Origin of the sequence: Pseudomonas sp. LH21, assembly GCF_036549575.1 — a bacterium.
GTDB classification, from domain to species: Bacteria; Pseudomonadota; Gammaproteobacteria; order Pseudomonadales; family Pseudomonadaceae; genus Aquipseudomonas; species Aquipseudomonas peradeniyensis.
Window position 1 is genome coordinate 3,798,287 of record NZ_CP144367.1, and the last position, 25,528, is coordinate 3,823,814.

General features: G+C 67.5%; 11 protein-coding genes. 9 read left to right on the forward strand and 2 right to left on the reverse strand.

What is annotated here, in order from left to right:
* Nucleotides 1-143: 143 nt before the first annotated feature.
* The 5 genes from VUG52_RS17300 to VUG52_RS17320 all read left to right on the forward strand — a co-directional run bounded on the left by VUG52_RS17300 (nt 144) and on the right by VUG52_RS17320 (nt 8,424).
* Nucleotides 144-1,292 (forward strand): LLM class flavin-dependent oxidoreductase, encoded by a 1,149-nt coding sequence (locus VUG52_RS17300; protein ID WP_050705191.1) that lies wholly within the window; start codon nt 144-146, stop codon nt 1,290-1,292.
* Nucleotides 1,293-1,303: 11 nt separating this feature from the next.
* Nucleotides 1,304-2,371 (forward strand): ABC transporter substrate-binding protein, encoded by a 1,068-nt coding sequence (locus VUG52_RS17305; RefSeq protein ID WP_050705190.1) that lies wholly within the window; start codon nt 1,304-1,306, stop codon nt 2,369-2,371.
* Nucleotides 2,368-3,426, forward strand: coding sequence for an ABC transporter substrate-binding protein (locus VUG52_RS17310; RefSeq protein ID WP_050705189.1), 1,059 nt, complete (start codon nt 2,368-2,370; stop codon nt 3,424-3,426). Before VUG52_RS17305 ends, VUG52_RS17310 begins: the two co-directional genes overlap by 4 nt.
* Before the next feature lie 182 nt (nt 3,427-3,608).
* Nucleotides 3,609-5,849, forward strand: a complete 2,241-nt coding sequence (locus VUG52_RS17315) for a TonB-dependent receptor (protein ID WP_050705188.1) — start codon at nt 3,609-3,611, stop codon at nt 5,847-5,849.
* Nucleotides 5,850-5,982: 133 nt separating this feature from the next.
* Nucleotides 5,983-8,424 (forward strand): TonB-dependent receptor plug domain-containing protein, encoded by a 2,442-nt coding sequence (locus VUG52_RS17320; RefSeq protein WP_050705187.1) that lies wholly within the window; start codon nt 5,983-5,985, stop codon nt 8,422-8,424.
* 66 nt (nt 8,425-8,490) lie between these two features.
* Here the strand turns inward: VUG52_RS17320 and VUG52_RS17325 are convergent, their stop codons facing one another.
* Nucleotides 8,491-19,317: a peroxidase family protein gene (locus tag VUG52_RS17325; RefSeq protein ID WP_050705186.1), complete on the reverse strand. Its 10,827-nt coding sequence runs from the start codon at nt 19,315-19,317 to the stop codon at nt 8,491-8,493.
* A 657-nt stretch (nt 19,318-19,974) separates the two neighbouring features.
* Between VUG52_RS17325 and VUG52_RS17330 the strand changes: the two genes are divergently transcribed.
* The 4 genes from VUG52_RS17330 to VUG52_RS17345 all read left to right on the forward strand — a co-directional run bounded on the left by VUG52_RS17330 (nt 19,975) and on the right by VUG52_RS17345 (nt 25,060).
* On the forward strand, nt 19,975-21,711 hold the full coding sequence (locus VUG52_RS17330; RefSeq protein WP_050705185.1) for a type I secretion system permease/ATPase: 1,737 nt from the start codon (nt 19,975-19,977) through the stop codon (nt 21,709-21,711).
* A gap of 6 nt (nt 21,712-21,717) precedes the next feature.
* On the forward strand, nt 21,718-23,055 hold the full coding sequence (locus VUG52_RS17335; RefSeq protein ID WP_050705184.1) for an HlyD family type I secretion periplasmic adaptor subunit: 1,338 nt from the start codon (nt 21,718-21,720) through the stop codon (nt 23,053-23,055).
* 1 nt (nt 23,056) lies between these two features.
* Complete coding sequence (locus VUG52_RS17340; RefSeq protein WP_050705183.1) at nt 23,057-24,385, forward strand: TolC family outer membrane protein; 1,329 nt, start codon at nt 23,057-23,059, stop codon at nt 24,383-24,385.
* A gap of 66 nt (nt 24,386-24,451) precedes the next feature.
* Entirely contained in the window at nt 24,452-25,060 is a 609-nt protein-coding gene (locus tag VUG52_RS17345; RefSeq protein WP_050705182.1) for a hypothetical protein, read from the forward strand.
* A 6-nt stretch (nt 25,061-25,066) separates the two neighbouring features.
* Here VUG52_RS17345 and VUG52_RS17350 read toward each other — a convergent pair whose 3' ends face one another.
* Nucleotides 25,067-25,414, reverse strand: a complete 348-nt coding sequence (locus VUG52_RS17350) for a hypothetical protein (RefSeq protein ID WP_156329615.1) — start codon at nt 25,412-25,414, stop codon at nt 25,067-25,069.
* Between the last annotated feature and the right edge of the window lie 114 nt (nt 25,415-25,528).

Genomic DNA, 25,528 nt, shown 5'->3' on the forward strand with positions numbered 1-25,528 from the left:
TGCTGCTCATGCAATCACTGCTGCCCGACTGCTGCCACAGCAGCACCCCAGCCTCGCCACCCCACGCCGTTGCGGCCTTGCAGGGCCATGGCACAGCCGTTGCACCACCCTGCCCATCGACAACCTCCCCTTCAGGAGCTCCCATGACCACCGAATTCTTCTGGCGCCTGCCCCTGGGCACCGACGGGCCGCAGCTGTCCACCGACCGCCACACCCGTGGCAACCCGCAGCACCGCCCGGGCCACATCGCTCCGGGTCGCCTGCCCAGCGGCGAAGCCGACGGCTTCACCTACATCGACTACATCGCCCAGGTGGCCAAGGCCGCCGAGCTGGCCGGTTTCGAAGGCGCCCTGCTGCCCACCGGCCCCGAGCCGTGGATCGCCGCCGCAGCGCTGGCGCGCGAGACCCGGCGTATCCGCTTCCTGATCGCCTTCCAGGCCACCTGGACCCTGCCCGCCTACGCCGCGCAGCAGGCAGCGATCCTGCAGAACCTCAGCGGCGGGCGGCTGGACTGGAACATCATCACCGGCGGCAACCCGGCCAGCCAGCGCGCCAACGGCGACTTCCTCGAACACGACCTGCGCTACAAGCGCACCGGCGAATTCCTCGACGTGATCCAGGGCCTGTGGGCCAATGACAGCTTCTCCTACGAAGGCGACATCTACCGCCTGGAGCACGGCAGCCTGCCGCCGGGGCTGGCCCACGAGCGCAAGCCCGGGGTGTACTTCTCCGGCTTCTCCGACGCCGCGCTGGAGGTCGCCGCCCGCCACGCCGACGTCTACCTGAACTGGGCCGAGCCGATCGACAAGCTCAAGCCGCACATCGAGCGGGTGCGCGAACTGGCCGACAAGCAGGGCCGCACGGTGCGCTTCGGCCTGCGCGTGGACCTGTTCGCCCGCGAAACCGAAGAGCAGGCCTGGCGCGAGCTGCGCCAGCAGTTCGAACGCCTCGAAGGCAGGAGCAGCGCCATCGCCAAGGGCTTCGTCACGGGCTCCGACTCGGTCGGCGGTGCGCGCCAGGCGGCCTATCACCAGCACCTGCAGGACTTCGACGAACTGAAGCTGGCGCGCAATCTCTGGGCCGGTTTCGCCAAGGCCAAGCCCGGCCCGACCGTGGGGCTGGTGGGCAGCCACCAGAACATCGCCGAGCGCCTGGCCGAATACCGCGACGCCGGCTTCTCGACCTTCATCCTGGCGGCCAACCCGCACCTGGAAGAGGCCCTGCGCATCGGCCAGGAAGTCCTGCCGCTGGTGCAGCAGGCTGCCGCCACGCCGCTGAAGGCCAGCGCCTGAGGAGAACGACCATGAGCCAACCCCTCGACACCCTCTGGTACACCCGCTGTCCGGTGCCCACCGGCCTGGGCATCGCCGTGCAGCAAGGCTGGCTGCAGCAGGACCTGGCGGCCCTGGGCACCCGCGTGCAGTCGCTGCGCGAAGCCGACGACCAGGCCGTGCGCGAATCGCACTTCGACCACACGCTGCGCAATTCGGTGCGCCACGGTGGCAGCATCCCGGCGATCTGGGCCCGCGCCCAGGGCCGCGAGACCCGCGTGATCGGCCTGTCCTGGGCCGACGAGGCGCAGCTGATCCTGACCCGACCGGACAGCGCCATCCACAGCGTGCAGGACCTCAAGGGCCGGCGCTTCGGCCTGCCCGACTGGAGCGCGGCGCAGATCGACTTCACCCGTGCCCAGGCCCTGCGCGGCCTGGAAAACGCCCTGAAGCTGCACGGCCTGCAGGTGGGTGACCTGCACCTGGTCAACTACCGCTACCACGGCACCTTCAGCGACCGCCCGGTGCGCAATGTCGCCGGCACGCCGGTGTCCATCGGCCAGGGCGAGGGCCGCAACCTGGAGCTGGCCGGCCTGCTGCGCGGCGAGGTGGATGCGATCTTCCTCAAGGGCACCAGCGCCGTGCAGCTGGCCCACGCTTTCGGCCTGCGCACCGTGATCGACACCGGCAGCCACCCCGACCCGCTGATCCGCAGCAACAACGGCACCCCGCGCACGCTGGCCGTGGACAGCCATCTGCTCAAATGGCACCCCGACGTGGCCCGCACGCTGCTGGCCAGCGTGCTGCGCGCCGAGCACTGGGCGCAGCAGCACCCGGACGAGACCCATCGCTACCTCGCCCGCGAAACCAACAGCAGCGAATACTGGGTCGGCGTGGCCTATGGCAACGACGCTCACCTGCGCCTGCGCACCGCCCTGGACGGGCAGGCCATCGACGCGCTGCAGGACTTCGTGCAGTTCCTCGCGCGCTGGCGCTTCATCCCGGCCAGCTTCGCGGTGCGCGACTGGATCGACCGGCAGCCGCTGGACGCGCTGCTCGCCGCCCCTTCAGCCATGGACAGGAAACCCGTCGCCCTATGAGCAAGCCCCTGGAAACCCTCTGGTACACCCACAGCCCGGTACCCACCGGCCTTGGCATCGCCGTGCAGTCCGGGCGCCTGGCCCAGGCCTTCGCGCCGTTCGGCACGCGCATCCAGTCGTTGCGCGAGTCCAGCGAGCGCGAGGTGCGCGAGGCCCACTACGACCACCACCTGCAGAACTCGGTGCGCCATGGCGGCAGCATCCCGGCGATCTGGGCCTACGCCAGCGGCGTCGAGACCCGGGTGCTGGGGCTGAGCTGGATCGACGAGGTACAGCTGATCCTCACCACCGAAGAGAGCGGCGTGCGTGGCATCCGCGACCTGAAGAACCGCCGCTTCGGCCTGCCCAAGTGGGCCAACGTGCAGATCGATTTCACCCGCGCCCAGGCCCTGCGCGGCCTGGAGAACGCGCTCAAGCTCGAAGGCCTGAACGTGGCCGACGTCGAGCTGGTCGACTACCCCTACGGCGGCACCTACAGCGATGAACCCAAGCAGCATTTGTACGGCTCGGAGGTGGCACTGGACACCCGCCGCGTGAGCCGGCGCAACAACGAGTTGATCGGCCTGCTGCGCGGCGACATCGACGCGATTTTCCTCAAGGGCGCCCACGCGGTGCAGCTGGCCCACGAGTTCGGCCTGCGGGTGGTGGTCGACACCGGCAGCCACCCCGACCCGCTGATTCGCAGCAACAACGGCACGCCGCGCACGCTGACGGTGGACACCCACCTGCTGCACGAGCATTTCGAGGGCAGCCGCACCCTGGTCGACACCGTGCTGCGCACCGAGCAATGGGCCTGGGCCAACCCCGAGGACACCCGGCGCTTTCTCGCCCGCGAGCTGAACACCAGCGAGTACTGGGTGGCGGCGGCCTATGGCGAGGATGCCCACCGGCGCCTGCGCACGGCGCTGGATGGCCGCTCCATCGCGGCGTTGCAGGACTTCAGCGAGTTCCTTCATCGCTGGGGGTTCATCCCGCGGCGCATCGATGTGCGCGAGTGGATCGATTCGAGCGTGCTGGAGCAGGTGATCGGCTCCACATCGCGATTGGCTGTCTGAACCTGCAAGGGCATTGGGGCAGCCCTGCTGCCCCAGCAACACCCGCCAAACACCCCGCTGCTGCGTCATCCACATCGATCGCTTCAACAACCAATAAATACTAATAAAAACAGTGTGTTATGAGCCTGGCACAGTCCCTGCTCTGTCCTCCCCAACAACGCTTTCACTTGGGGAGATTCCACATGTACCAGCGCCATCCACTAGCCCGCCAGATCAGCCTCGCGCTGCTGCTGGGCAGCACCGCCAGCCACACCTTCGCCGCCGACGACACCAAGACCGAGCCGGCCCTGGAGACCGTCACCGTCACTGCCCAGCACCGCGAACAGACCCTGCAGGAAGTGCCGGTGGCCGTGTCGGCGATCAAGGGCACGCAACTGGTCGCCGACGGCGTGCGCTCGATGGGCGACATCACCACCTTCGTGCCCAATGCCTCGGCCAAGAACCCCGACGGCGACGGCCGCCCGCGCTGGTACATCCGTGGCCTGGGCACCGGCGACACCGGCGCGGCGACGGTCTACCCGGTGGGCATCTACGCCGACGACGTCTACCTCAACGCGCCCATCGCCGGCGGCGGGCCGCTGTTCGACCTGGAACGCATCGAGATCCTGCGCGGCCCGCAAGGCACCCTGTACGGCAAGAACACCACCGCCGGCGCGGTCAACGTGATCTCGAAGAAACCGACCTTCGACACCGACGGATATGGCACGGTCGGCTTCGGCAGCAAGAACGAGCGCATCCTCAACGGCGCCCTCGGCGGCACCCTGGTGGACGAGAAACTGGCTGGCCGGGTGTCGCTGTATTCCGAGGAACGCGACGGCTTCCAGCACAACGACTTCGATGGCAACAGCTACGGCGACGTCAACAAGAAAGCCGTGCGCCTGCAGTTCCTCGCCCAGCTCAACCCGGACCTGGACGCCCTGCTGAAGATCCACAGCCGCCAGTTCAAGGGCGACGGCAGCAACGGCTCGCTGCCGGTGGGCCGCTACTATAACGTCGGCTACCAGCGCCCCAATGGCCGCGACATCTCGCTCAATGTCAACGAGGACTACCGCCTCGACCACGACGGCGCGTCATTAACCTTCAACTGGTACCTGGGCGACTACACCCTGACCTCGATCAGCGCCTACGACTACATCCGCAACCGCTCCACCACCGACGCCGACTACACCCCCTACGAGGTCAATGGCGCCGCGATCACCGACAACAGCTACCGCCAGTGGTCCCAGGAACTGCGCCTGGCCTCGCCGGAAGACCGTCCGCTGCACTGGCTGCTCGGCGCCCATTACTTCCACGAAGACCTCGACAGCGCCTCGCAGCGCATCGTCACCCCGGGCCCGACACCCAACGGCAGTGGTTCCAACCAGGTCGGCAGCACGGCGTTTCGCGACCTGGGCTTCGACCACCGCACCGACAGCTACGCGCTGTTCGGCAACGTCACCTATGACTTCACCGACGACTTCAGCGTGACCGGCGGCCTGCGCTGGACCCAGGAGAAAAAGGACATCGACCTGGACCTGGTGCAGCTGACCCGCGCCAGCGCCAACGGCCCGCTGATCCCCATCGCCGGCGCCGGCAGCAACGGCAACCGCCAGCAGGACAAGACCTGGGAAGCCTGGACCTACGACCTGACCCCGGAATACCGCATCAACGACAACCTGCGGGTGTTCTTCCGCTATGCCCATGGCTTCCGTTCCGGCGGTTTCAATACCGGGCTTTCCACCAGCCTGGCGCAGCTGACCACGGTCGATCCGGAAGAACTGGACGCCTACGAACTGGGACTCAAGTCCGAGTGGTTCGACCGGCGCCTGACGGTCAACGCCAACGTTTTCTACTACGACTACTCGGACATCCAGGTGAACCTGCTGACGGTCAACAGCGGCGTGCTCACCACCGCCCTGACCAACGGTGCCAAGGGCAAGGTCAAGGGCGCCGAGCTTGAGATCGAGGGCCAGCCCACCGAGCGCCTGCACCTGCGCGCGGCGGTGTCGTTCCTCGACACCGAGTACACCGATTTCAAGAACACCAACCCCACCACCGGCGCGGTGACCGGCGACTACAGCGGCAACAGCTTCGTGCGCTCCCCGCGCAACGTGGTGTCGCTGGGCGCCGACTACACCCTGCCACTGGACGTGCCCGGGCGCGTGGTGGCCGGTGGCGACGTGAGTTTTCGCGACAAGGAGTACTTCCTCGCCGACCGCCAGAGCAGTGCCGACGAGACCCTCAGCCAGCCGCACTACACCCTGGCCAATGCGCGCCTGAGCTGGTTCAGCGCCGACGACAAGCTCAGCGTCACCGGCTTCGTCAACAACCTCACCGACCGCCGCTACCAGGTGCATGGCCGGCCCAACGGCGGTGCCGGGCAGTACGTGATCACCTACGGCGATCCGCGCACCGTGGGGATGAGCGTTACCAGCCGGTTCTAGGTCGCCGTTTGCGGCCCTATCGCGGGGCAAGCCCGCTCCCACGCCAATGCTGCCGTTGCAGGTCTGGCGTGGGAGCGGGCTTGCCCCGCGACAGGGCCGGCACAGTCCACACTTCTTTTCAGCAGGAATCCCCATGCCCCACCACACCCCCTTGGCCCTGAGCCTGGCCATCGGCAGCCTCGCCGTGCCCGCGCTGGCCGCCGAATCCACCGACCGCCTCGACACCGTGGTCGTGGTCGGCACCCACCGCAGCGACCTCACCGCCCTGCAAAGCGCCGCCCCGGTGGACGTGCTCAGCGGCGAAAAGCTCCAGGAAACCGGCGCCCGCGACCTGTCCGGCGCCCTCACCGCCCTGTCACCCTCGTTCAACTACCCGCAATCACCACAAGGCGCCTTCGCCGGTTCCATCGCCCAGGGCGCCTCGCTGCGCGGCCTGGCCTCCGACCAGGTGCTGGTGCTGGTCAACGGCAAGCGCCGCCACACCAGCGCCAACGTCACCCGCCAGGGCCTGGCCAACGGCCGTGGCGCGGCGGCGGTGGACCTGAGCCTGATTCCGCTGGTGGCAGTCGAGCGGGTGGAGATCCTGCGCGACGGCGCCGCCGCCCAGTACGGTTCGGACGCCATCGCCGGGGTGATCAACATCGTGCTCAAGGAGCGCGACGAAGGCGGCAACCTCGGCTACCGCTTCGGCGGCTACGACAAGGGCGACGGCCTGCAGCGCAAGCTCAGCGGCTGGAAAGGCTTCGCCCTGCCCAATGACGGTTTCCTCACCCTGGCCTTCGATGCCGGCAGCCAGGACCCGGCCAGCGACACCCGCGACGACAACCGGATCTTCTACCCCGGCTCCACCAGCACCGCGACCCCGCGCGAGCAGAACAACCGCTACCGCAACTGGCGCTGGGGCTCGGGCAATGTCTCGGACCAGTACAACTTCACTGCCAACGCCGAAATGGGCCTGGGTGATGGCCTGAGCGCCTACGGCCTGGCCACCTACGCGCACAAGAACACTGACGCCGAGAACTTCTTCGACCCGCCCACCACCCTGCGCAACAACTACGGTAGCGTGGCCCTGGCGCGCTACCCGGAAGGCCGCTTGCCGATCACCCGCTACGGCCTGGAGGACCATGCCGTCACCGGCGGCCTGCGCTACGAGGACGAAACCCTCGGGCACTTCGACCTGGCCCTGAACCATGGCAACAACCGCGTCGACTCCACCGACCGCGATGCCATCAACCCCAGCTGGGGCACGGCCAGCGCCTCGACCCTCTACACCGGCCGGCGCGAGGCCGACCAGACCAACCTGACCCTGGACTGGACCCGCGACTTCGCCACCGACCTGCTGTTCAAGCCACTGACGGTGTCCGCCGGCCTGGCCTGGCGCGAGGAAAACTACCAGCTCAGCGCCGGCGACGCCCAGGGCTGGCAGAACGGGCCGCTGTTCAACACCGTCGACCCGCTGACCGGGCGGCGCATCCCCGGCTATTATTCGGGCATCACCCAGGTCGACGCCGCCTCCCTCGACCGCCGGGTGATCGGCGCCTACTTCGACCTCGAAGGGCAGATCACCGAGCAGTTCCAGGCCGGCTTTGCCCTGCGCAGCGAGCATTACTCCGACTTCGGCGACACCACCAACGGCAAGCTGTCGCTGCGCTACGACTTCACCCCCGAGATCGCCGCCCGGGCCAGCGCCAGCACCGGCTACCGCGCGCCGTCGCTGGTGCAGTCGGGGCTGTCGTCGTTCAGCGTGCAGGTGGTCGAGCAGCCGCCAGGCAGCGGCAACTGGGTCGAGGTGCAACAGCGCACCCTGCGCGCCGACAGCCCCGAGGCGCGGCTGCTGGGCGGCAAGGCGCTCAAGCCCGAGGAGTCGACCAACTTCTCGGTCGGCCTGGTATGGCGTCCGCTGGCCAACGCGTCGCTGACCATCGATGCCTATCGCATCGACATCGACAACCGCATCACCCTGTCCGACCAGCTGCCGGCCTCGGTGGTCGGGCCGATCTTCGCCGGCACGCCGTACGCCAACATCCAGAGCGCGGCGTTCTACAGCAATATCGCCGACACCCGCACCGACGGCATCGAACTGGCCGGGCATTACCAGCTCGACCTCGGCGCCTGGGGCCGGCTGGACCTCAACGGCGGCTATGCGCGCACCAACACCCGCATCACCGGGCTGGACGATGTCGGCGGCATTGCCGGCACCCAGATCATCGGCCGCAACACCCAGGGGCTGATCGAGGACGGCACGCCCAAGGACAAGCTGACCCTGAGCGCCAACTGGCAGTACCAGGGCTGGAACGTGACCGTGGCCCAGCGCCGCTACGGCCAGTGGCAGAACCGCAACGCCGCCAATCCGGCACTGGACCAGACCTTCGGCGCGCAGTGGGTGACCGACCTGGACGTGGCCTACCGTTTCGGGCTGGGGCTGACCTTGTCGGTGGGGGCGATCAACCTGTTCGACAGCCACCCCGACAAGCTCGAAGGCGCGCAGCTGTACGGCGTGCCGAAGTATTCGATCACCAGCCCCGAAGGAGCGCAGGGGGCGTTCTACTACACCAGCCTGAGCTACGATTTCTGATGGCCCATCGCGGGCAAGCCCGCTCCTGCAGGAGCGGGCTTGCCCGAGACATCGACACACTTGCCCTCAAGACGCGAGGATAAAGTCCGCCGCCGTCACGCTGGTCGCATCCCCCACCCCGACCAGGCGTATGGAGTCAGGCCCTCCGAAACTGACCAGCGTATCGGCGCCCACATCGGCAATGCTGACACTGACGGCAAAGCTCGCCGCGGTAATGCTCAGCGCCGTGATATCCAGCCGGTCCTGGCCGCCTGCCGGGGCGGCGTCGAAGCCGAACACCTGGTCGGTGCCGAAGCCCGCCGCGAACTGGAAGATATCGTTGCCGTCGCTGGCCACCAGCGAGTCATTGCCGGCGCCACCGCTGACGATGTCGTCACCGGCCCCGCCATCGACGAAGTCGTTGCCGTTGCCGCCCTGCACGACATCGTTGCCGCCACCGCCCAGCACCGTGTCATTGCCGTCGCCACCGACCAGCACATCGATGCCGACGCCACCGTCGAGGTTGTCGTTGCCCGCCCCGGCCTGCAGCGTGTCGTTGCCGACACCGCCATTGAGCGAATCATCGCCCTCCCCGCCGTCAAGACTGTCATCGCCGCCGCCCCCGTTCAGGCTGTCGGCGCCGAGGCCACCGATCAGCTGGTCGTTGCCGGCATCGCCGTTGAGCGTGTCGTTGCCGGCGTTGCCGACCAGGGTATCGTTGCCGCCGTCGCCACTGAGGGTGTCGTTGCCGGCACCGCCGGTGATGACGTTGTTCAGCCCGTTGCCGGTGCCGACGAAGTTGCCGACGCCGGTGTAGGTCAGGTTCTCGACGTTGGCAGCCAGGCTGTAGCTGGCCAGCGCGGTCAACACGGTGTCGATGCCGCCGCCACCCGCCTCGACCACCACATCCGACGTGGAGTCGACGATATAGGTGTCGTTGCCGGCACCGCCCACCATCCGGTCACCACCGGCACCGCCATCGAGCTGGTCGTTGCCGGCCGCGCCGGTGAGGGTGTTGGCCAGCGCGTTGCCGGTGCCGGTGAAATTGCCGCTGCCGGTGTAGGTGAGGTTCTCGACGTTGGCGCCGAGCTGGTAGCTGAGCAGGCTGGTCTGCACCAGGTCGGTACCGCCACCGACCGCCTCGACGACACTGTCGCCGGCATTGTCGACCACGAAGGTGTCGTTGCCGAGGCCGCCGTCCATGGCATCCGCGCCAACGCCACCGTTGAGGGTGTCGTTGCCGTCCTCGCCGAACAGGAAGTCACCGTCGTCACCGCCGTTGAGGATGTCGTTGCCCGCCCCACCAAACAGCTGGTCCACCGCGCCCAGCCCATTGAGCGTGTCGTTGCCACCCAGGCCCCGTAGCACATCGTTGCCCGCGCCGCCGGTGAGTATGTTCGCCGCGCTGGTGCCCACCAGGGTGACGCCGGTCAGCAGGCGCACCGCCGTGGTCGCGGCAGAGGTGACGGTTTCCTGGGCGCCGAAGCCGTCGGTGTAGCGCACGATCACCCGCAGTTGCTGGTTGCCCTGGGCGAAGCCCGGGGTGTAGCTCGCCGTGGTGGCGCCGGCGATATCGACGAAGTTGCCGCCCACGCCCTGCTGCCACTGGAAGCTGAAGGCGCCCAGCCCGTCGAGATCGGCGATGCCGGCGGTCGAGGCGGTCAGCAGCTGCCCCTGGTCCGGCGTGGTGTCGCTGATCAGCACCGTGCCAGTCGGCGCATCGTTGACGTTGGCCACCGGTCCGAGGATGTCGGAGGCGGCGCGCTCGGCCACGCCGAAGGTGTCCACGTAGCCCACCTGCACCCGGACATGCTGGCCGACCTGGGGCTGGCCAAGGGTGAAGGTACTGGCGGTGGCACCGGCGATATCGACCCAGCCCGCGCCGTTGTTCATCTGCCATTGGAAGGTGAACGGCGCGCTGCCGATGCCGTCGGCGTCGACGATGGTCGCCGGGTTGGCGCTCAGCACCTGGTTCTGCACCAGCAGCCCGGCCACGGCGGGCCCGCTGCTGGGCGCGCTGTTGGCCGAGGAGTCGACGATCTCCAGGGTGCCCTTGGCATCCTGGTACACCGCCCGCACGCGAATGTTCAGGCCGGCGACATCATCCGCCACCCGGTAGGTGCTGCCAATCGCCCGCGAGACCTCGCCGGCGGCGACGAAGGTGATGTCCTCGTAGACGCCCGTGCCGGGGATGTTCTCCACCTGCCAGTAATAGGCCACCGGCCCGCTCAGCGCGCCGCTGGGGTTGCTCGCGCCCTGGTTGTCGGCATCGTGCACCGCCAGGTCGCTGACCCGCAGCAACTGCCCGGCCACGGGCGTGTCGTCGCGCAGGCCGGTGGCATCGTCGACGATCGCCAGGTGGCCGCTGGGGCCGTTGTTCACCGCGCTGCCCACGCCGGAAGCCTGGGCACCGTCGGCGAACTGCAGGCGCTCGATGCCGGTCAGGCGATCGACGCCGTCGCGGCCGACCACCGTGTCGGTGACGATCACCGTGTTGCCTTCGACGACGATGCGGTAGTCCGTGGCGATGCCGGAGAACAGCGCGGTGTCGTACTGGTCGGTACCGCTGAGGATTTCCCGCACGATCACCAGCTGGCCGGGGTTGTAGGTGCCCTTGAGCATCAGCGGCACCATCGGCTCCATGCTGTCGAACGAGGCGATCTCCGGCCCGCTGCCGTCATTGTTGGCACGCACGCTGATGCGCACGTTCAGCCACTTGTCACCGTCGAGGATATCGTCGCCGCCACGCCCTTCGATCAGGTCGCTGCCACTGCCGCCGAGGATGATGTTGCCGCCGTCGTAGAAGGTCGCACCGACGGGCAGCAGCCCGGCCAGGCCGTTGATCAGGCTGATGTTGGTGAGCACGCTGCCGGTGGCCCCGGCGGTCGGCAGCGAGGTGGCGTCCTCGTTGTCGCCGCGCAGGAAGTCACCGTGCGCCGAACCCGACAGCCCTTCCATGATGTCGAAGCGCACCAGCGCCGAAGCCCCCGAGCCCGGTACCGGCGGCACATCGAAGAAGCGGTCGCTGTAGTCGACGGTCACGCCCTGGGCCAGGCCCTTGAAGGTCGCCCAGTCATAGCCGGAACCGCCGATGTAGCGATCGCCGAAGCCGAGGCTGCCGACCATGATGTCGTCGCCGCCTTCACCGTTGAACTTGTCGTTCTCGTTGCCGCCGACGAACACATCGTTGCCGATCACCGGGTCGTTGCCGAGGGGGTCGAAGTTGTCGCCGGGGGCGCCGTCCGAGGTGCCCTTCTCGATCCAGTCGTCGCCTTCGTTGCCCATGTCCTGCTCGTTGGCCTTGCTGCCGAGGATGAAGTCGTTGCCCTGGCCGCCGATGGCCTCGGAAGCATCCTCGCCGGTGACGATGAAGTCGTTGCCGAAGCCGCCGATGATCAGGTTGACGCCATTGCCGCCATGCAGCACATCGTTGCCGTCGCCGCCCTGGATGTTATCGTCGCCGCCCATGTCGCTGATGATGTCGTCGCCGGCACCGCCGCGCAGCTGGTCGTTGCCGTAGCCGCCTTCGATGCGGTCGTTGCCGCCGTCGCCCCAGACCGTGTCGTCGCCTTCGCTGGAAACCAGGATGTCGTCGCCCTGGGTGCCGCCCAGCACGATGTGCTGGTCACCGGCATAACGGATGTAGTTGCTGTCGGGCCCTTCGGTCAGCGGGCTGTCGCGAAACACCACCTGCTGGCCGTTGTCGCCGAGCGGGTCGGCGTTGCCCAGGCCGTCGTTGTACTGCTTGCTGCGATCCAGCTCCAGGTAGAACCCGGGGTCGGAGAACACCAGGCCCGGCAGGTGCGTGGCCAAGGTGTTGGCCATGATCAGCTTGGCGAACGAGTTGCTTTCCAGCTCGGCGTTCATCGACAGGCCGGCGGTGCGCTCCAGGTAATAGAAGCGGTCGCCGTCCTGCAGTTTCTCCAGCTGGTTCTCGAACACGAAGTTGAAGGTGCTGCCGAGCATGCCGCCGAACGGGGTCTTGGCCTCGGCCAGGCCGCCAATCCACAGGTCGATGGCATCGACGCCGGTCACCGTCACGCCCTTGAGGTCATCGACGCTGCCCAGCACCCCGTCCTTGCCCGCCAGCGTCACGTTGGCCCAGCTGCCGCTGCCGTTGAGGAAGTCCAGGCGGTCGGACGGCGCGTCCGCGCCACCGAACACCAGGGCCAGGGCCGCGGCACGCTTGCCGTCGAGGGTGGTGGCCGAGGTGATGGAGCCGTGGGTGCCGTAGGCGGCGATGAAGTTGATCAGCGATTCCGGGTGCTTGAGGTGCTGCACCAGGTCGACCCAGCTGGTGTAGGGCTTGAGCTGGGTATCGCCGGTCTGCCCGAAGATGTCGCGGCGCACGGCGTTCAGCGAGGGGATGCCGACATCGCGGCCACGGGCGATGTTGATCGCCGGCAGGTCCAGCGGCAGGCCGAGCAGGTTGTTGCGCAGCGCCTCGGTGACGAACTCGTCGATCTCGTTGCCGGCCTGGCGGGTCACCCCGCGCACGATGGCGCTGGTCGCCTCCTCGGGGGTCACGCCGCTGGCGGCGTAGGCCAGCGGGTTGAGGAACGCCGCGATCAGGCCCATCTGCTGCTCGGGGTTGGCGCTGGCCGGGTCGCCGATCACCTTGAAGTCGATGTCGAAGCGGTCGACGGTTTCGGTCAGCATCGAGTGGCCGAAGCGGTACACGGTGTGCGCGAACTCGGCGACGATCGAGGCATCGAGGTCGACGTCGTAGACCTGAGTCGGGGCGAAGAACAGGTCGACGCGCGGCTGGATGGTCCGGGCGAATTCCTCGAACACCAGGTGCTGGTACTGCATCTCGGTGCCGAACTTGGCTGCCTGGAACAACCGCTCGCCGTTCCACACCAGGGCGTCGATCTCGGCCTGGCTGGCGGGCAAGGCGCTGACCGGGGTCAGCAGCCACTCGTTGAGGAAGGCCAGGTCGCCCGAGTCGAGCACGGTGTCCTGGGTCTGCGCCACCAGCCGGTTGTGCTCGGAATGGAAAATCGCATGCACCGCGGTCAGGCCGATGTTCTCGTTGACCCGGCCATCGCCGGCGATGTAGTGGGCGTCCAGCAGTTCATTGTCGTAGGCCAGGTTGGCGCCGGTGTGCGGGTTGACCGGCACGGCGTTGCCGGTGGCGCTGTCGGCATCCGGCGCCAGCACGCCGCCGATGGACACCGGCACGGCATTGTGGGCGATGTCGGCGAGGAACTGGTGGCCGGTGCGCACGGCGTGGGTCAGGTCGATCGGCGCCAGCGGGTTGCCTTCGACCAGCACATCGTCGGCGGTGCCACCCAGGCCGTCGGCGCCCTTCATCACCACCATCGGATAGCCATGCGGCCCCTTGATGAAGTTGCCATAGGCATCGGTGGCCAGCAGCGGCACGTTGTCGACGTCGGCGTCGGTCAGGTGGATGCCGAGGATGTCGTTGGCCTGGGCCTTGACCACCTTCCAGGTGGCCATGCCACCGATCTCGCTGTCGTCAGCGGTGCCGAACTTGCCGTCGGCGCCCAGGTCACGGTTGGTGATCAGCCGGCCGGTGGCGATGGGGCCACTGGCGGTGAGCTGGTAGCCACGCAGGAAGACCTGGTGCGAGGGGTGCGAGCTGTAGGTCTGGTTCTGGTCGACGAACGGCGTGGTGGTGTTGGTGTGCTCGTGGATATCGTCGGCGTTGCCGAGGATGCCGTCCGGCCCCGGCAGGTTGGTGGCCCGGGTCAGCACCATGAAGTTGGCGGCACCGCCCGGCACGTACAGCGGGTCGTCCGGCTGCAGGGGTATGAAGATGGTCCCCGAACCGCCCTTGGTGACCAGGTCCAGGCCGTGGTCGAAGAACTGGCCGAAGAAGGTCATCCAGGCGTTGAACGGCGCCGACAGCCCGGCATCCGCCGAGGTGTTCTCGAACAGGAAGACATCATGGTCGTCGCCGGTGCCGAACTGGCCGTCCATGCCTGGGCTGGCGACCACCCGCACACCGTCCTTGAGCTGGTCGTCGTTGCCCGGCGTGCCGAAGTCCAGCACGCCGTTGGCGCCGGGGTCGTAGGCGCTGGCGTAGGCCGCCGGGTTGTTCGAGGTCTGGTCGACGATCAGGTTGCTGATGGTGCGCGGCTGCGAGTCGAACACGTAGCCGCTGGTCTGCTGGTACGACGAGCCGGGAATGGCCGGTGAGCCGGGGCCGAAGAACCCGGCAGGCGCGCCCTCGGCGGCATTGAACACCGGGTCGGTCAGGCGCGGGAAGACATTGTCGGCGGCGCCATACTCGGTGTGGTCATGGCCATTGAGGTTCATCAGGTTGTTGTTCGAGCCGTCGACCGCGCGCAGGCCCAAGGGTGCGCGGATGTTGGGGATCAGCGAGAGGATGTCCTGCCCGGCGGCATCCGCTTCGGCGATCTTGATCTGGGCAAGGATGAAGTTGAGGTCGGAACGGACCATGTGCAGGCCCTCGCCCCCCGCGCTGGCATCGACCACCGGCGTGGGCGCGGTCGGCACCACCGGCGCGCCGGCCTCGACCACGCTGGTGGGCGCGGAGAACAGCACCTCGGTGGTGCCGTGGGCGTCCTGGTAGATCGCCTTGACCCGCAGCGAAAGGCCGACCAGGTCCGGCGACACCTTGAACGCGGTGCCATCGGCGCTCTGGAACGCCAGGTCGCCGGCCGGCAGCAGGATGATGTCCTGGAACACGCCGCTGCCGGGGTCGGCCTCGAACTGCCAGTAGTAGGACACCGAGGCATTGGCCAGGGTGCCCAGCGGGTTGCCCGCCGTGACGTTGTCGCCGTCGCGCACCCCGGCCATGCTCACGCTGAGGATATCGCCCACGGTGATCGCGCCACCGTTGCCGTCACTGAGGCTCGGGCTGCCAGTCGGCTGCGCGTTCAGGCCCGGCACCAGCACGCGCTGGGCATCGGCGAACTGCAGGCGCTCGATGTGCAGCAGGGTATCGGTGCCGTCACGCCCGGCCACGGTATCGGCCACGGTCCATACATCGTCCGCCAGATCGGCGGTGCCGCGGGTGTCCTGGGTCACCACATACTCGGCCTGCACCCCGGAGAACACCGCGGTGTCGAAGGCCGCGCCGCCAGTCGAGGTGCCGGGCAGGATTTCCCGGATGGCCTTGAGCTGGCCGGGGTTGTAGGTGCGGTCGAGCATGAACGGGATCATCTCGACCATGCTGTCGAAACTGGCGATTTCTGGCCCCGTGTGGTCGACGTCATCGGCGGCGTAGACCGCGATACGCACGTTGAGCCACTTGTCGCCGTCGATCAGATCGTCGCCGCCGCGACCCTCGATCAGGTCGCTGCCATTGCCGCCCAGCAGGATGTTGCCGGTGGCAAAGCCCGTGGTCGGCAGCCCGGCGTCGGCGAGGAACTGCGCCAAGCCGCGGATCAGCGCGACATTGCTCAGGGCGCTGCCGGTGGTGCCGCCATGGTTGAGGATGGTGACCGCATCGACGTCGTCGCCCTTGAGCACGTCGGCAAAGCGCGAACCGGACAGCCCCTCGACCTCGGCGAAGCGATCGAGGATCGACGCCGGCGAGGCGCCGACCGGGTTGAACACCCCGGCGTTCTGGTTCGGCGCGTTGCCATGGGGCTGCGCCAGCGCGGCCAGGCTCAGGTCGGCGGTGACGCCGACCTGGTCGTTCTTGTAGGTGATCCAGTCGAAGCCGGACATGCCGTCCATCTTGTCCTGGGCATCGCTGCCGACAAAGATGTCGTCGCCGCCCTCGCCGATCATTTCGTCGAAGCCGCCGCCGCCGACGAAGATGTCGTTGCCCACCACTTCATCGGTGAGCAGCGGCGCGAAGTTGTCGCCCGGCGCGCCGTCCTGGGTGCCCTTCTCGATCCAGTCGTCACCTTCGTTGCCGGTGGGCGGCAGGTTGGTCTTGGCGCCGAGGATGAAGTCGTCGCCCTGGCCGCCGAAGGTGGTGCTGATGTCCTCGGTGGTGATGATGAAGTCCTGGCCGTCGCCGCCGAGGATCAGGTTGCCGGCGGCGAGCATGCTGCCGGCGACGATCACGTCGTTGCCGGCGTTGCCTTCCAGGCGGTTGTCGCCGAACGCGTCAGTGATGATGTCGTCGCCTGCGCCACCGAGCACGGCATCGTTGCCGGCGCCGCCCTCGAGGTAGTCGTTGCCGCCATCGCCATAGAGCGTGTCGTCGCCTTCGCCGGAAAGGATGATGTCATCGCCCGAGGTACCGCCGAGCACCATATGGTCCTCGCCGGTGTAGTGCAGGTAGTTGCCGTCCGGCCCCACGGTGTCGGGGTTGTCGCGAATGACCAGCGGCACGATCTCCACGCCGTTGATCTCGATCCCTCCGGTGGGGTCGGCGCGGCCGTCGCCGCCAAGGCCGGTGAACTGGTTGGCCTGGTTGACCTCGAGGGTGAAGGTCGGGGTGAGGAACACGGTGTTGGACAGGTGGGTGACATCCGAGTTGGCCATGATCAGCTTGGCGAACGAGTTGTTCTCCAGCTCCGCGCCGAAGTTAAGGCCCGCGGTACGCGACAGGTAATAGAAGCGGTCGCCGTTCTGCAGGGCCTCCAGCTGGGTCTCGAAGACGAAGTTGAAGGACGAGCCGAGCATGCCGCCGAAGGGCATCTTCTGCTCGGCCAGGCCGCCGACCCAGAAGTCGATGGCGTCGACCCCGGTCACCGTCACCCCGCTCAGGTCGTCCGCGGTGCCCAGCACGCCGTCCTTGCCGGCCTTGGTCACGTTGGCCCAGGCGCCGGTGCCGTTGAGGAAGTCCAGGCGGTCGGACGGCGCGCCGCTGCCGCCGAGCACCAGGGCCAGGGCGGCGGCGCGCTTGTCGACCAGGGTGGTCGCCGAGGTGATCGAAGCGTGAGTGCCGTAGGCGGCGATGAAGTTGACCAGCGACGCGGGGTGCTTGAGGTGGTCGGCAAAGTCGACCCAGCTGATGTAGGGCTTGAGCTGGCTGTCGCCGGTCATGGTGTAGAACTCGCGCCGCGCCTCGTTGAGCGAGGGGATGCCGGTGTCGCGGCCACGGGCCAGGTTCAGCGCCGGCAGGTCCAGGGGCAGGCCGAGCAGGTTGTTGCGCAGCGCCTCGGTGACGAACTCGTCGATCTCGTTGCCAAGCTGGCGGGTCACGCCACGGATGATCGCCCCGGCCGCTTCATCGGCGGTGGCGCCGCTGCCGGCGAAGGCCAGCGGGTTGAGGAAGGCGGCGATCAGGCCCAGTTGCTGGTCCGGGTTGTCCGGATCGCTGAGGATCGGGTTGAACGCCGGGTCGAAGCGGTCGACGGTCTCGGTCAGCATCGAGTGGCCGAAGCGGTACACCACATGGGCGAATTCGGCGAGGATCGCCGGGTTGATCGAGGTGTCGTAGCCACTGGGGGCGAGGAACTCGTCGATCTGTGGCTGGATCGTGCGGGCGAACTCCTCGAACACCAGGTGCTGGTACTGCATCTCGGTACCGAACCTGGCCGCCTGGAACAGGCGTTCGCCATTCCACACCAGCGCCGCCACCTCGGCGGGCGTGGCGGGCAAGGCGGCCACATCGTCGATCAGCCACTCGTTGAGGAACGCCAGGTCGCCCGAGGCGAGGATGGTGTCCTTGGTCTGCTGGACCAGGCGATTGTGCTCGGAGTGGAACACGTGATGCACGGCGGTCAGGCCGATGTTCTCGTTGACCCGGCCGTCACCTGCGATGTAGTGGGCGTCGAGCAGTTCGTTGTCGTAGGTCAGGTTGTTGCCGCCCGGGCCCATGGGCTGGGCATTGCCCACGGCACTGTCGGCATCGGCCTGCAGCACCCCGCCGACCAACACCGGCTCGGCGTTGTGGGCGATGTCGTCGAGAAAACCATGGCCGCTGCTCACGGCATTGGCCAGGCTGATGGGCGCGGCGCGGTTGCCTTCGACCAGCTGGGTGACGTCGTCGGCGGTGCCGGCAATGCCGTCGGCGCCATTGCCCACGCGGATCACCACCTGCGGCATGCCGTTGGGTCCACGCAGGAAGTTGCCATAGGCGTCGGTGGCCAGCAGTGGCACCCGGTGCACGTCGGCGTCGGTCAGGTTGATGCCGAGGATGTCGCGGGCCTGGGCCTTGACCACGGCCCACGTGGCCATGCCGCCGTTCTCGCCGTTGCCATCGTCGCTGGTGCCGAACTTGCCATCGGCGCCCAGGTCACGGTTGGTGATCAAGCGCCCGGTGGCCACCGGGTGACCGGCCGCATCGAGGGCGTACTCGCGCAGGAATACCTGGTGCGAGGGGTGCGAGCTGTAGGTCTGGCTCTGGTCGACGAAGGGCGAGGTGGTGTTGGGCTGGCCATCGTCGGCGGTTCCGACCACGCCATCGGCGCCGGCCGTGCGCACGGCACGCGGCAGCACCATGAAGTTGGTCGGGCTGTTGGCCACGTACAGCGGGTCGTCCGGTTGCAGCGGGATGAACACCATCTGGCTGCTGCTCTTGGTGACCAGGTCCAGGCCGTGGTCGAAGAACTGACCAAAGAAGGTCATCCAGGCGTTGAAGCCGGCGGTCAGGCCGGCATCCGGCGACTGGTTGGGAATGAAGAACACCTCTTTGTCATCGGCGGTGCCAAACACCCCGTCGATGCCGGGGCTGAGCACCGGGGCGGCGCCGCCGTTGGCATCGACCGCGGCCGGGTTGTTGGCGGTCTGGTCGACGATCAGGTTGCTGATGGTGCGCGGCTGGCTGTCGCTCACCGTGCCGGTGCCGGAATACGCCGCGCGGTACTGGGCATCCATCAAGCGCAGGAAGGCGTTGTCCGAGGCGCCGAACTCGCTTTGCCCGGTCACCAGGTTGTTGTAGCTGCCATCGACGGTACGCAGGCCGAACGGCACCTGGCTGTTGGGCAGCAGGTCGATGAGGCTGGCGCCCTGGGCGTGGGCCTCGGCGATGAAAATCTGCTGGAGGATGAATTGCAGGTCGGACTTGCTGAAATTGGCCATGATGGTTGACCTCTGTCTGTCGGGAGCGAGGCGCAGGCGCCCGTCGCGCCCGGTCGGTGGCGTGCACGGTCATGCGGTTGGTTTTTTTATGGCGAATACGGGTGCGCGACAGCGTTACCCGTCGTGCGGGCTACGTGCCTCGGATTCGCGAAGGTTCAGGGCTCGCCGTCGCTCAGGCGCGGCGCTCCCGGGCCCGGGGCGGGCCATGGTTTCTCGAATGGCAGGGGAACGTCCTGTAGAGCCCATTCACTCGGTACAAGAACAGGAGACGAGTCATGTTCTGCTCCCACAGGAATGTCGACAAGGATTCGCGAGGGGTCGGGGCGACAGCAGGCCTGCGGCGAAAGTTCCCACGAACTGATTAAGACTAAAGTTGCGCGGCAAAATCTTGTCAATATTTCGTCAGCAAAAAATATCTCGCATCGATAATGCTTCTCAAGCCACTGTTTTTAATAGGAACTTGAAGGAACATATAGAGCAAAAAGATATTACAAGATATTTCTACGCAACCTACTCTGCTGTTTGTGGGCTCCCTGCAGCGTATTCGGAATAACCCGCCACAAGAGCGACAGACCTTCTGCAGGCCAGCAACCACAAGGCTTTTAGCCCGACCACCGCAACGGCGGCCGGCATTTTGCGCAGAGGGAGGCTCCCCCGATGACCAGGCAGACAGGTACCCGCTCCGAGCTGGCCGAGGCACTGTTTCAACTGCGACGCAGTTTCTATGCCCTGGCGGTGTTCAGCGGGGTGATAAACGTCATGATGTTGACGCCCGCCGTGTACATGCTGCAGGTGTACGACCGCGCGCTGGTCAGCCGCAACCTCACGACCCTGGGCATGCTGACGGTGCTGGTGGTAGGGCTGTTCCTGCTGATGACCACCCTGGAGCTGCTGCGCAGCCGGGTGCTGGTGCGGGTCGGCAACCGCCTGGACATGGCACTCAACCGACGCCTGTTCAGCGCCGCCTTCGAGCGCAACCTCAGTCGTGCCGGCGGCAGCCCCGGCCAAGCGCTGCAGGACCTGGCGCAGGTGCGTCAGTTCCTCACCGGCAACGGCCTGTTCGCCTTTTTCGACGCGCCCTGGACACCGATCTACCTGCTCGTCGCCTACCTGATCCACCCGCTGCTCGGCCTGGTCACCCTGGTCGGCTCGCTGATCCTCGCGGCCCTGGCCTGGCTCACCGAAAAGGCCACCAAGCAGCCCCTGGGCGAGGCCAACCACGCCGCCCTCGCCTGCGCCCATTACGCCAACAACAACCTGCGCAACGCCGAGGTGATCGAGGCCATGGGCATGCTGCCGTCGATCAGCCAGCGCTGGTTCCAGAGCCACCTGCGCATCCTGCAGATGCAGACCCTGGCCTCCGACCGCGCCGCCGTCATCGGCAGCATCGGGCGCTTCGTGCGCATCACCCTGCAGTCGCTGATCCTCGGCACCGGGGCCCTGCTGGCGATCGAGGGCAAGATCACCCCGGGCATGATGATCGCCTGCTCGATTCTGACCGGCCGAGCCTTGGGTCCGGTGGAACAGGTGATCGCCGCGTGGAAGCCGCTGCTCGGCTGCCGCCTGGCCTGGGGGCGGCTCAACGGTTTGCTGCAGGACTACCCGCAGCGCCCGCCGAGCATGTCGCTGCAACGGCCGCTGGGCATGCTGGCGGTAGAGAACGTCTATGCCGGCGCGCCCGGCACCAGCAGCACCATCCTGCGCGGCGTCAGCCTGAGCCTGACGCCGGGTGAAAGCCTCGGGGTGATCGGCCCGTCCGCCTCTGGCAAGTCGACCCTGGCGCGGTTGCTGGTCGGGGTGTGGCCAGCCCAGGCCGGCAAGGTGCGCCTGGACGGCGCCGACATCTTCACCTGGAACAAGCGCGAACTGGGCCCCTGGCTCGGCTACCTGCCCCAGGATGTCGAGCTGTTCGAAGGCAGCATCGCCGACAACATCGCCCGCTTCGCCGAAGTGGACAGCGAGGCAGTGATTCGCGCCGCCCGGAGCGCCGGCGTGCACGACATGATCCTGCGCTTTGCCCAGGGCTACGACACCCGCCTGGACAGCGACGGCGGCCCGTTGTCCGGTGGCCAGAAGCAGCGCATCGCCCTGGCCCGCGCGCTGTACGGCGAACCCAACCTGATCGTGCTGGACGAACCGAACGCCAACCTCGACGACCTCGGCGAGAAGGCCCTGGTCGACGCCCTCGCCGAGCTCAAGGGCCGCGGCGCCACGGTGGTGCTGATCTCGCACCGCCCCAACGTGCTCTGCGCCGTCGACAAGGTGCTGATGCTGCGCGACGGCGCCGTGCAGATGCTCGGCAGCCGTGAAGAAGTGTTCGCCGCCCTGCGCACGGCCAGCGTGATCCCCGCTGGCGCCGCGACCCCGCTGGCCGCCGTCAAGGTACGGGAGTGACCGATCATGATCCATTCCACGCAAACCGAACTGCTGCCCAGCGACGCCAATCCGATCGACCTCGACGTCGGCAAACCCGTGCGCTGGGGCCTGTGGCTGGCGCTCGCCGGCTTCGGCGGCTTCCTCCTGTGGTCATGGCTGGCGCCCCTGGACGCTGGCGTGGTCGCCACCGGCACGGTCAAGGTCACCAGCAACCGCAAGGCCGTGCAGCACCTGACCGGCGGCACCGTCGAGGCGATCCTGGTGCACGAGGGCGAGCGGGTGAACAAAGGCCAGGCGCTGGTACGCCTCGACGCCCTGCATGCGGTGGCCGAGCAAGGCGCGGTCAGCGCCCAGTACATTGTCAGCAAGACCGTGGAGAACCGTCTGGAGGCCGAGCGCGACGGCCACGACACGGTGACCTTCGCCCCTGCCCTGCTGCGCCAGTTCGAAGACGATCCGCGCCTGTTGGCGGCCATGGACCTGCAACAGCACCTGCTGGCGACCCGCCGCGCGGGCCTGGCCGGCGAGATCGGCATCCTCGAGGAGAACCTCGCCGCCTCGGCGGTGCAGCTCAAGGGCCTGCAGCAGGTGTATGGCGCCCGCGCCTCGCAGATCGGCTTCCTCGGCCAGGAGCTGCAAGGCACGCGCATGCTCGCGGCCGAAGGCTACGTGCCGCGCAACCGCCTGCTGGAGCTTGAGCGCAGCAACGCCGACCTCTCCGCCGGCCAGGCCGAGAACCTCAACAACATCGCCCGGGTTCGCAGCCAGATCAACGAGCTCAGGCTGCGCGTCCTGCAGCGCCGCCACGACTACCTCAAGGAAGTGCAGTCGCAGCTGACCGACACCGCCAAGGAAAGCACCACCCTGGCCGATCGCCTGCGCGCCCTGGACTACGAAGTGACCCATACGATCATCCGCGCGCCCATCGACGGCATGGTCCAGGCCTTGAGCATCGCCACCGTCGGCGGGGTGGTCCAACCCGGCAGCCGGATCATGGAGGTCGTCCCGCTCGACGAGCCGCTGCAGGTCGACGCGATGATCCCAGTGCAGGCCATCGACCGCATGACCCCGGGCCTGGCCGTGGACATCGCCTTCCCGGCCTTCAACCACGCCAGCACACCGAACATTCCCGGGCGCGTGCTGACCGTCTCCGCCGACCGTCTACTCGACGAGGAGAGCAAGCAGCCGTTCTACCTGGCCCAGGTGGAGGTCACAGCCGAGGGCATGGCTTTGCTCGGCAGCAACCATATTCGCCCCGGCATGCCCGCCACCGTCACCATCAAGACCGGCGAGCGCAACCTGCTGAGCTACCTGCTCAAACCCCTGCTCGAACGCGTCGACGCCGCGTTCAAGGAGCAATGAGATGAACCGCCACTGCCTTGGCCTGTGCCTGCTGGCGCTGGCGTCGCCAGCAGGCGCCATGGACCTCAAGCAAGCCTGGGATCTGCTGCAGTACCAGGGGCCGATCTACCGCGCCGCGGTGCATGAACAGCAGGCCGGTCTGGAAAACCGCGCCATCGGCCAGGCCGGCCTGCTGCCGCAGGTCAACGCCTCGGCCTACGCCAACCGCATCGACGGCAGCCAGCGCCAGCACGGCATCGACAACGACCTCGACTATGACGCCACCGGCGCCAACCTGCGCCTGCGCCAGCCGCTGTTCAACAAGCAGAAGATGGCCGAATACCGCCAGGGCCAGCAACGCGCCGACTACAGCGTGGCGGTGTTCGACGCCAAGAGCCAGGACGCCGCCGTGCGCCTGGCCGACAGCTACTTCGACGTGCTCCTGGCCAGCGAGACCATCAACCTGGCCCGGGCCAAGCTCGGCGCCTTCGAGGAGCAGCTCGGCTCGGCCAGGCGACGCATGCAGCTGGGGGCCGGCACCATCACCGATATCGACGAGTCCCTGGCCCGCCGTGACCTCGCCGAGGCCGAACTGATCGAGGCCCAGGACAACCTGGCCAACGCCAGCCGCAAGCTGGCCGAGTACATCGGCGAGACACCCGTGTCGCTGACCACCCTGCAGGCGGACTTCGCCACCCCGCCGCTGCTGCCGGACAACTTGCGCGACTGGCTGGCCAGGGCCCAGGCCGACAGCCCGGTGATCCAGGCGCGCCGGCACAGCTACGCGCTGGCCGAAGAAGAGGTCAAACGCGCCAAGGCCGGCCACTGGCCGACCCTGGACTTCGTCGCCGGCTACACCGCCGGCAAGAGCCAGTCGATCTCCGAGCTGAACCAGCGCAACCACTACAGCTCGATCGGCCTGGAGCTGAACATTCCGCTTTACAGTGGCGGCGGCGTCAGTGCGCTGAGCCGCCAGGCCAGCGCCAACAGCGCCAAGGCCCTGGACGAACTGGATGCCACGCGACAGGAAGTCATCACCGGCACCACCCGCGAGTTTCGTGGCGTGCAAAGCGGCGCCCTGCGCGTGCACGCGCTGGAAAAGGCGGTGGCCTCCAACGAACGCTCGCTGCTGTCGGCACGCAAGGGCTTCAGTGCCGGCGGCACCAGCACCAACGCCGATGTGCTCGACGCCGAGGAGCTGCTGTTCGTGGCACGGCATGACCTGTTCGAGGCCAAGCTGCGCTACCTGATGTCGCGCCTGCGCCTGGCCTCGGCGGTGGGCAGCCTGGGGGATGATGACATCGACCAGATCAACCGGTACCTGGGGCCGGAGTTGTTGGTGAACAACTAGCCCCACGACATCCGCCCGCGGATTGGCGATACTACGCAGCCCTCATCCATGAAAAGGACTTCGCTGATGAAGCGACTGCTTGCCCTCACCCTCCTCACCCTGGCCATCGCCGGCTGCGACAAGGCCGAACAGACCTCCGCGGTGTCCGGCCAATGCGCCAAGGACACCGACTGCAAGGGTGAGCGCATCTGTGAAAGCGGCCAGTGCGTCAACCCGCAGCCCCAGGCCGCGCTGCTGGCCAAGCCCGCCGTCACCGCGCCGCTGGCGCCAAGCATCGCCTATGCACCGCTGCCGATCAGCGACGAAGGCGCCGGTCCGTTCAGCGTCCAGAGCATGGAACTGGGCACCGCGTTGAACTACCAGTCCCGGGCAGGCGTGATGAATGTCATGGAGTCCATCGTCGCCGACGCCGAAGCCACCGGCTACGTCGCCATCGAGAAGGCCTACGCCTTCGGCCCCAACCGTTATGTGCTGGTGGTGTCCACGGGCGAAGGCGGCAATGCCTGCCCGGCGTCCACCTATGTCTTCAGTTTCGACACCAGCGGCGAGTACGTGGATGGAAAGGCCGAAGTGGATGGCTGTTCGGAAATGGTCGAAAGCATGGCCGAGGGCAACAAGCTGACCATCAAGAAGGATGGCGCCGCGACCGTGGTGTACAACGGCCAGGTGAAATGAGTGGGCTCAGGCCGGCACCACGTTGACCCAGAACCCCAGCACCCGCTGGACCCGGACCGGCAGGATCTCGGTCAGCAGCATCAGGCTGGCATCCGGCTGGTCGAGGGACAATGACCTGCTGACCTGCAATCGCGCGACCCGCGGGTCGCACCTGAGCACGCCGGGACGATAGTTGTCGAGTTCCTCGAGCACCTCGGCCAGGGGCATGCGCTCGACCACCAGGTGTCCGTGGGTCCAGGCTCCGGCACCGGCTGGCAATGCGACCCTCGGAGTGCGTTCCGTGTCGCCGAACAGTTGCTGCCAACCGGCGCCCAGTGTCACCGGAGCTGCCGGACCAGATGCGATCGATGCCACGCCATCGAGCATCTGCACCAGGGTCGCGGATGCTTTAGCAGTTGAGCAAGACAGTTGCTCCTACATCTGTTTCGGGCCAGTCAATCCTGTGCCATTACCTGGTACGCCTTGTGG

Excerpts from the sequence above, each read along its gene's own strand:
- VUG52_RS17300 (WP_050705191.1), top strand. The coding sequence starts at position 144 with ATGACCACCGAATTCTTCTGGCGCCTGCCCCTGGGCACCGACGGGCCG.
- VUG52_RS17305 (WP_050705190.1), top strand. The coding sequence starts at position 1,304 with ATGAGCCAACCCCTCGACACCCTCTGGTACACCCGCTGTCCGGTGCCC.
- VUG52_RS17310 (WP_050705189.1), top strand. The coding sequence starts at position 2,368 with ATGAGCAAGCCCCTGGAAACCCTCTGGTACACCCACAGCCCGGTACCC.
- VUG52_RS17315 (WP_050705188.1), top strand. The coding sequence starts at position 3,609 with ATGTACCAGCGCCATCCACTAGCCCGCCAGATCAGCCTCGCGCTGCTG.
- VUG52_RS17320 (WP_050705187.1), top strand. The coding sequence starts at position 5,983 with ATGCCCCACCACACCCCCTTGGCCCTGAGCCTGGCCATCGGCAGCCTC.
- VUG52_RS17325 (WP_050705186.1), bottom strand. The coding sequence starts at position 19,317 with ATGGCCAATTTCAGCAAGTCCGACCTGCAATTCATCCTCCAGCAGATT.
- VUG52_RS17330 (WP_050705185.1), top strand. The coding sequence starts at position 19,975 with ATGACCAGGCAGACAGGTACCCGCTCCGAGCTGGCCGAGGCACTGTTT.
- VUG52_RS17335 (WP_050705184.1), top strand. The coding sequence starts at position 21,718 with ATGATCCATTCCACGCAAACCGAACTGCTGCCCAGCGACGCCAATCCG.
- VUG52_RS17340 (WP_050705183.1), top strand. The coding sequence starts at position 23,057 with ATGAACCGCCACTGCCTTGGCCTGTGCCTGCTGGCGCTGGCGTCGCCA.
- VUG52_RS17345 (WP_050705182.1), top strand. The coding sequence starts at position 24,452 with ATGAAGCGACTGCTTGCCCTCACCCTCCTCACCCTGGCCATCGCCGGC.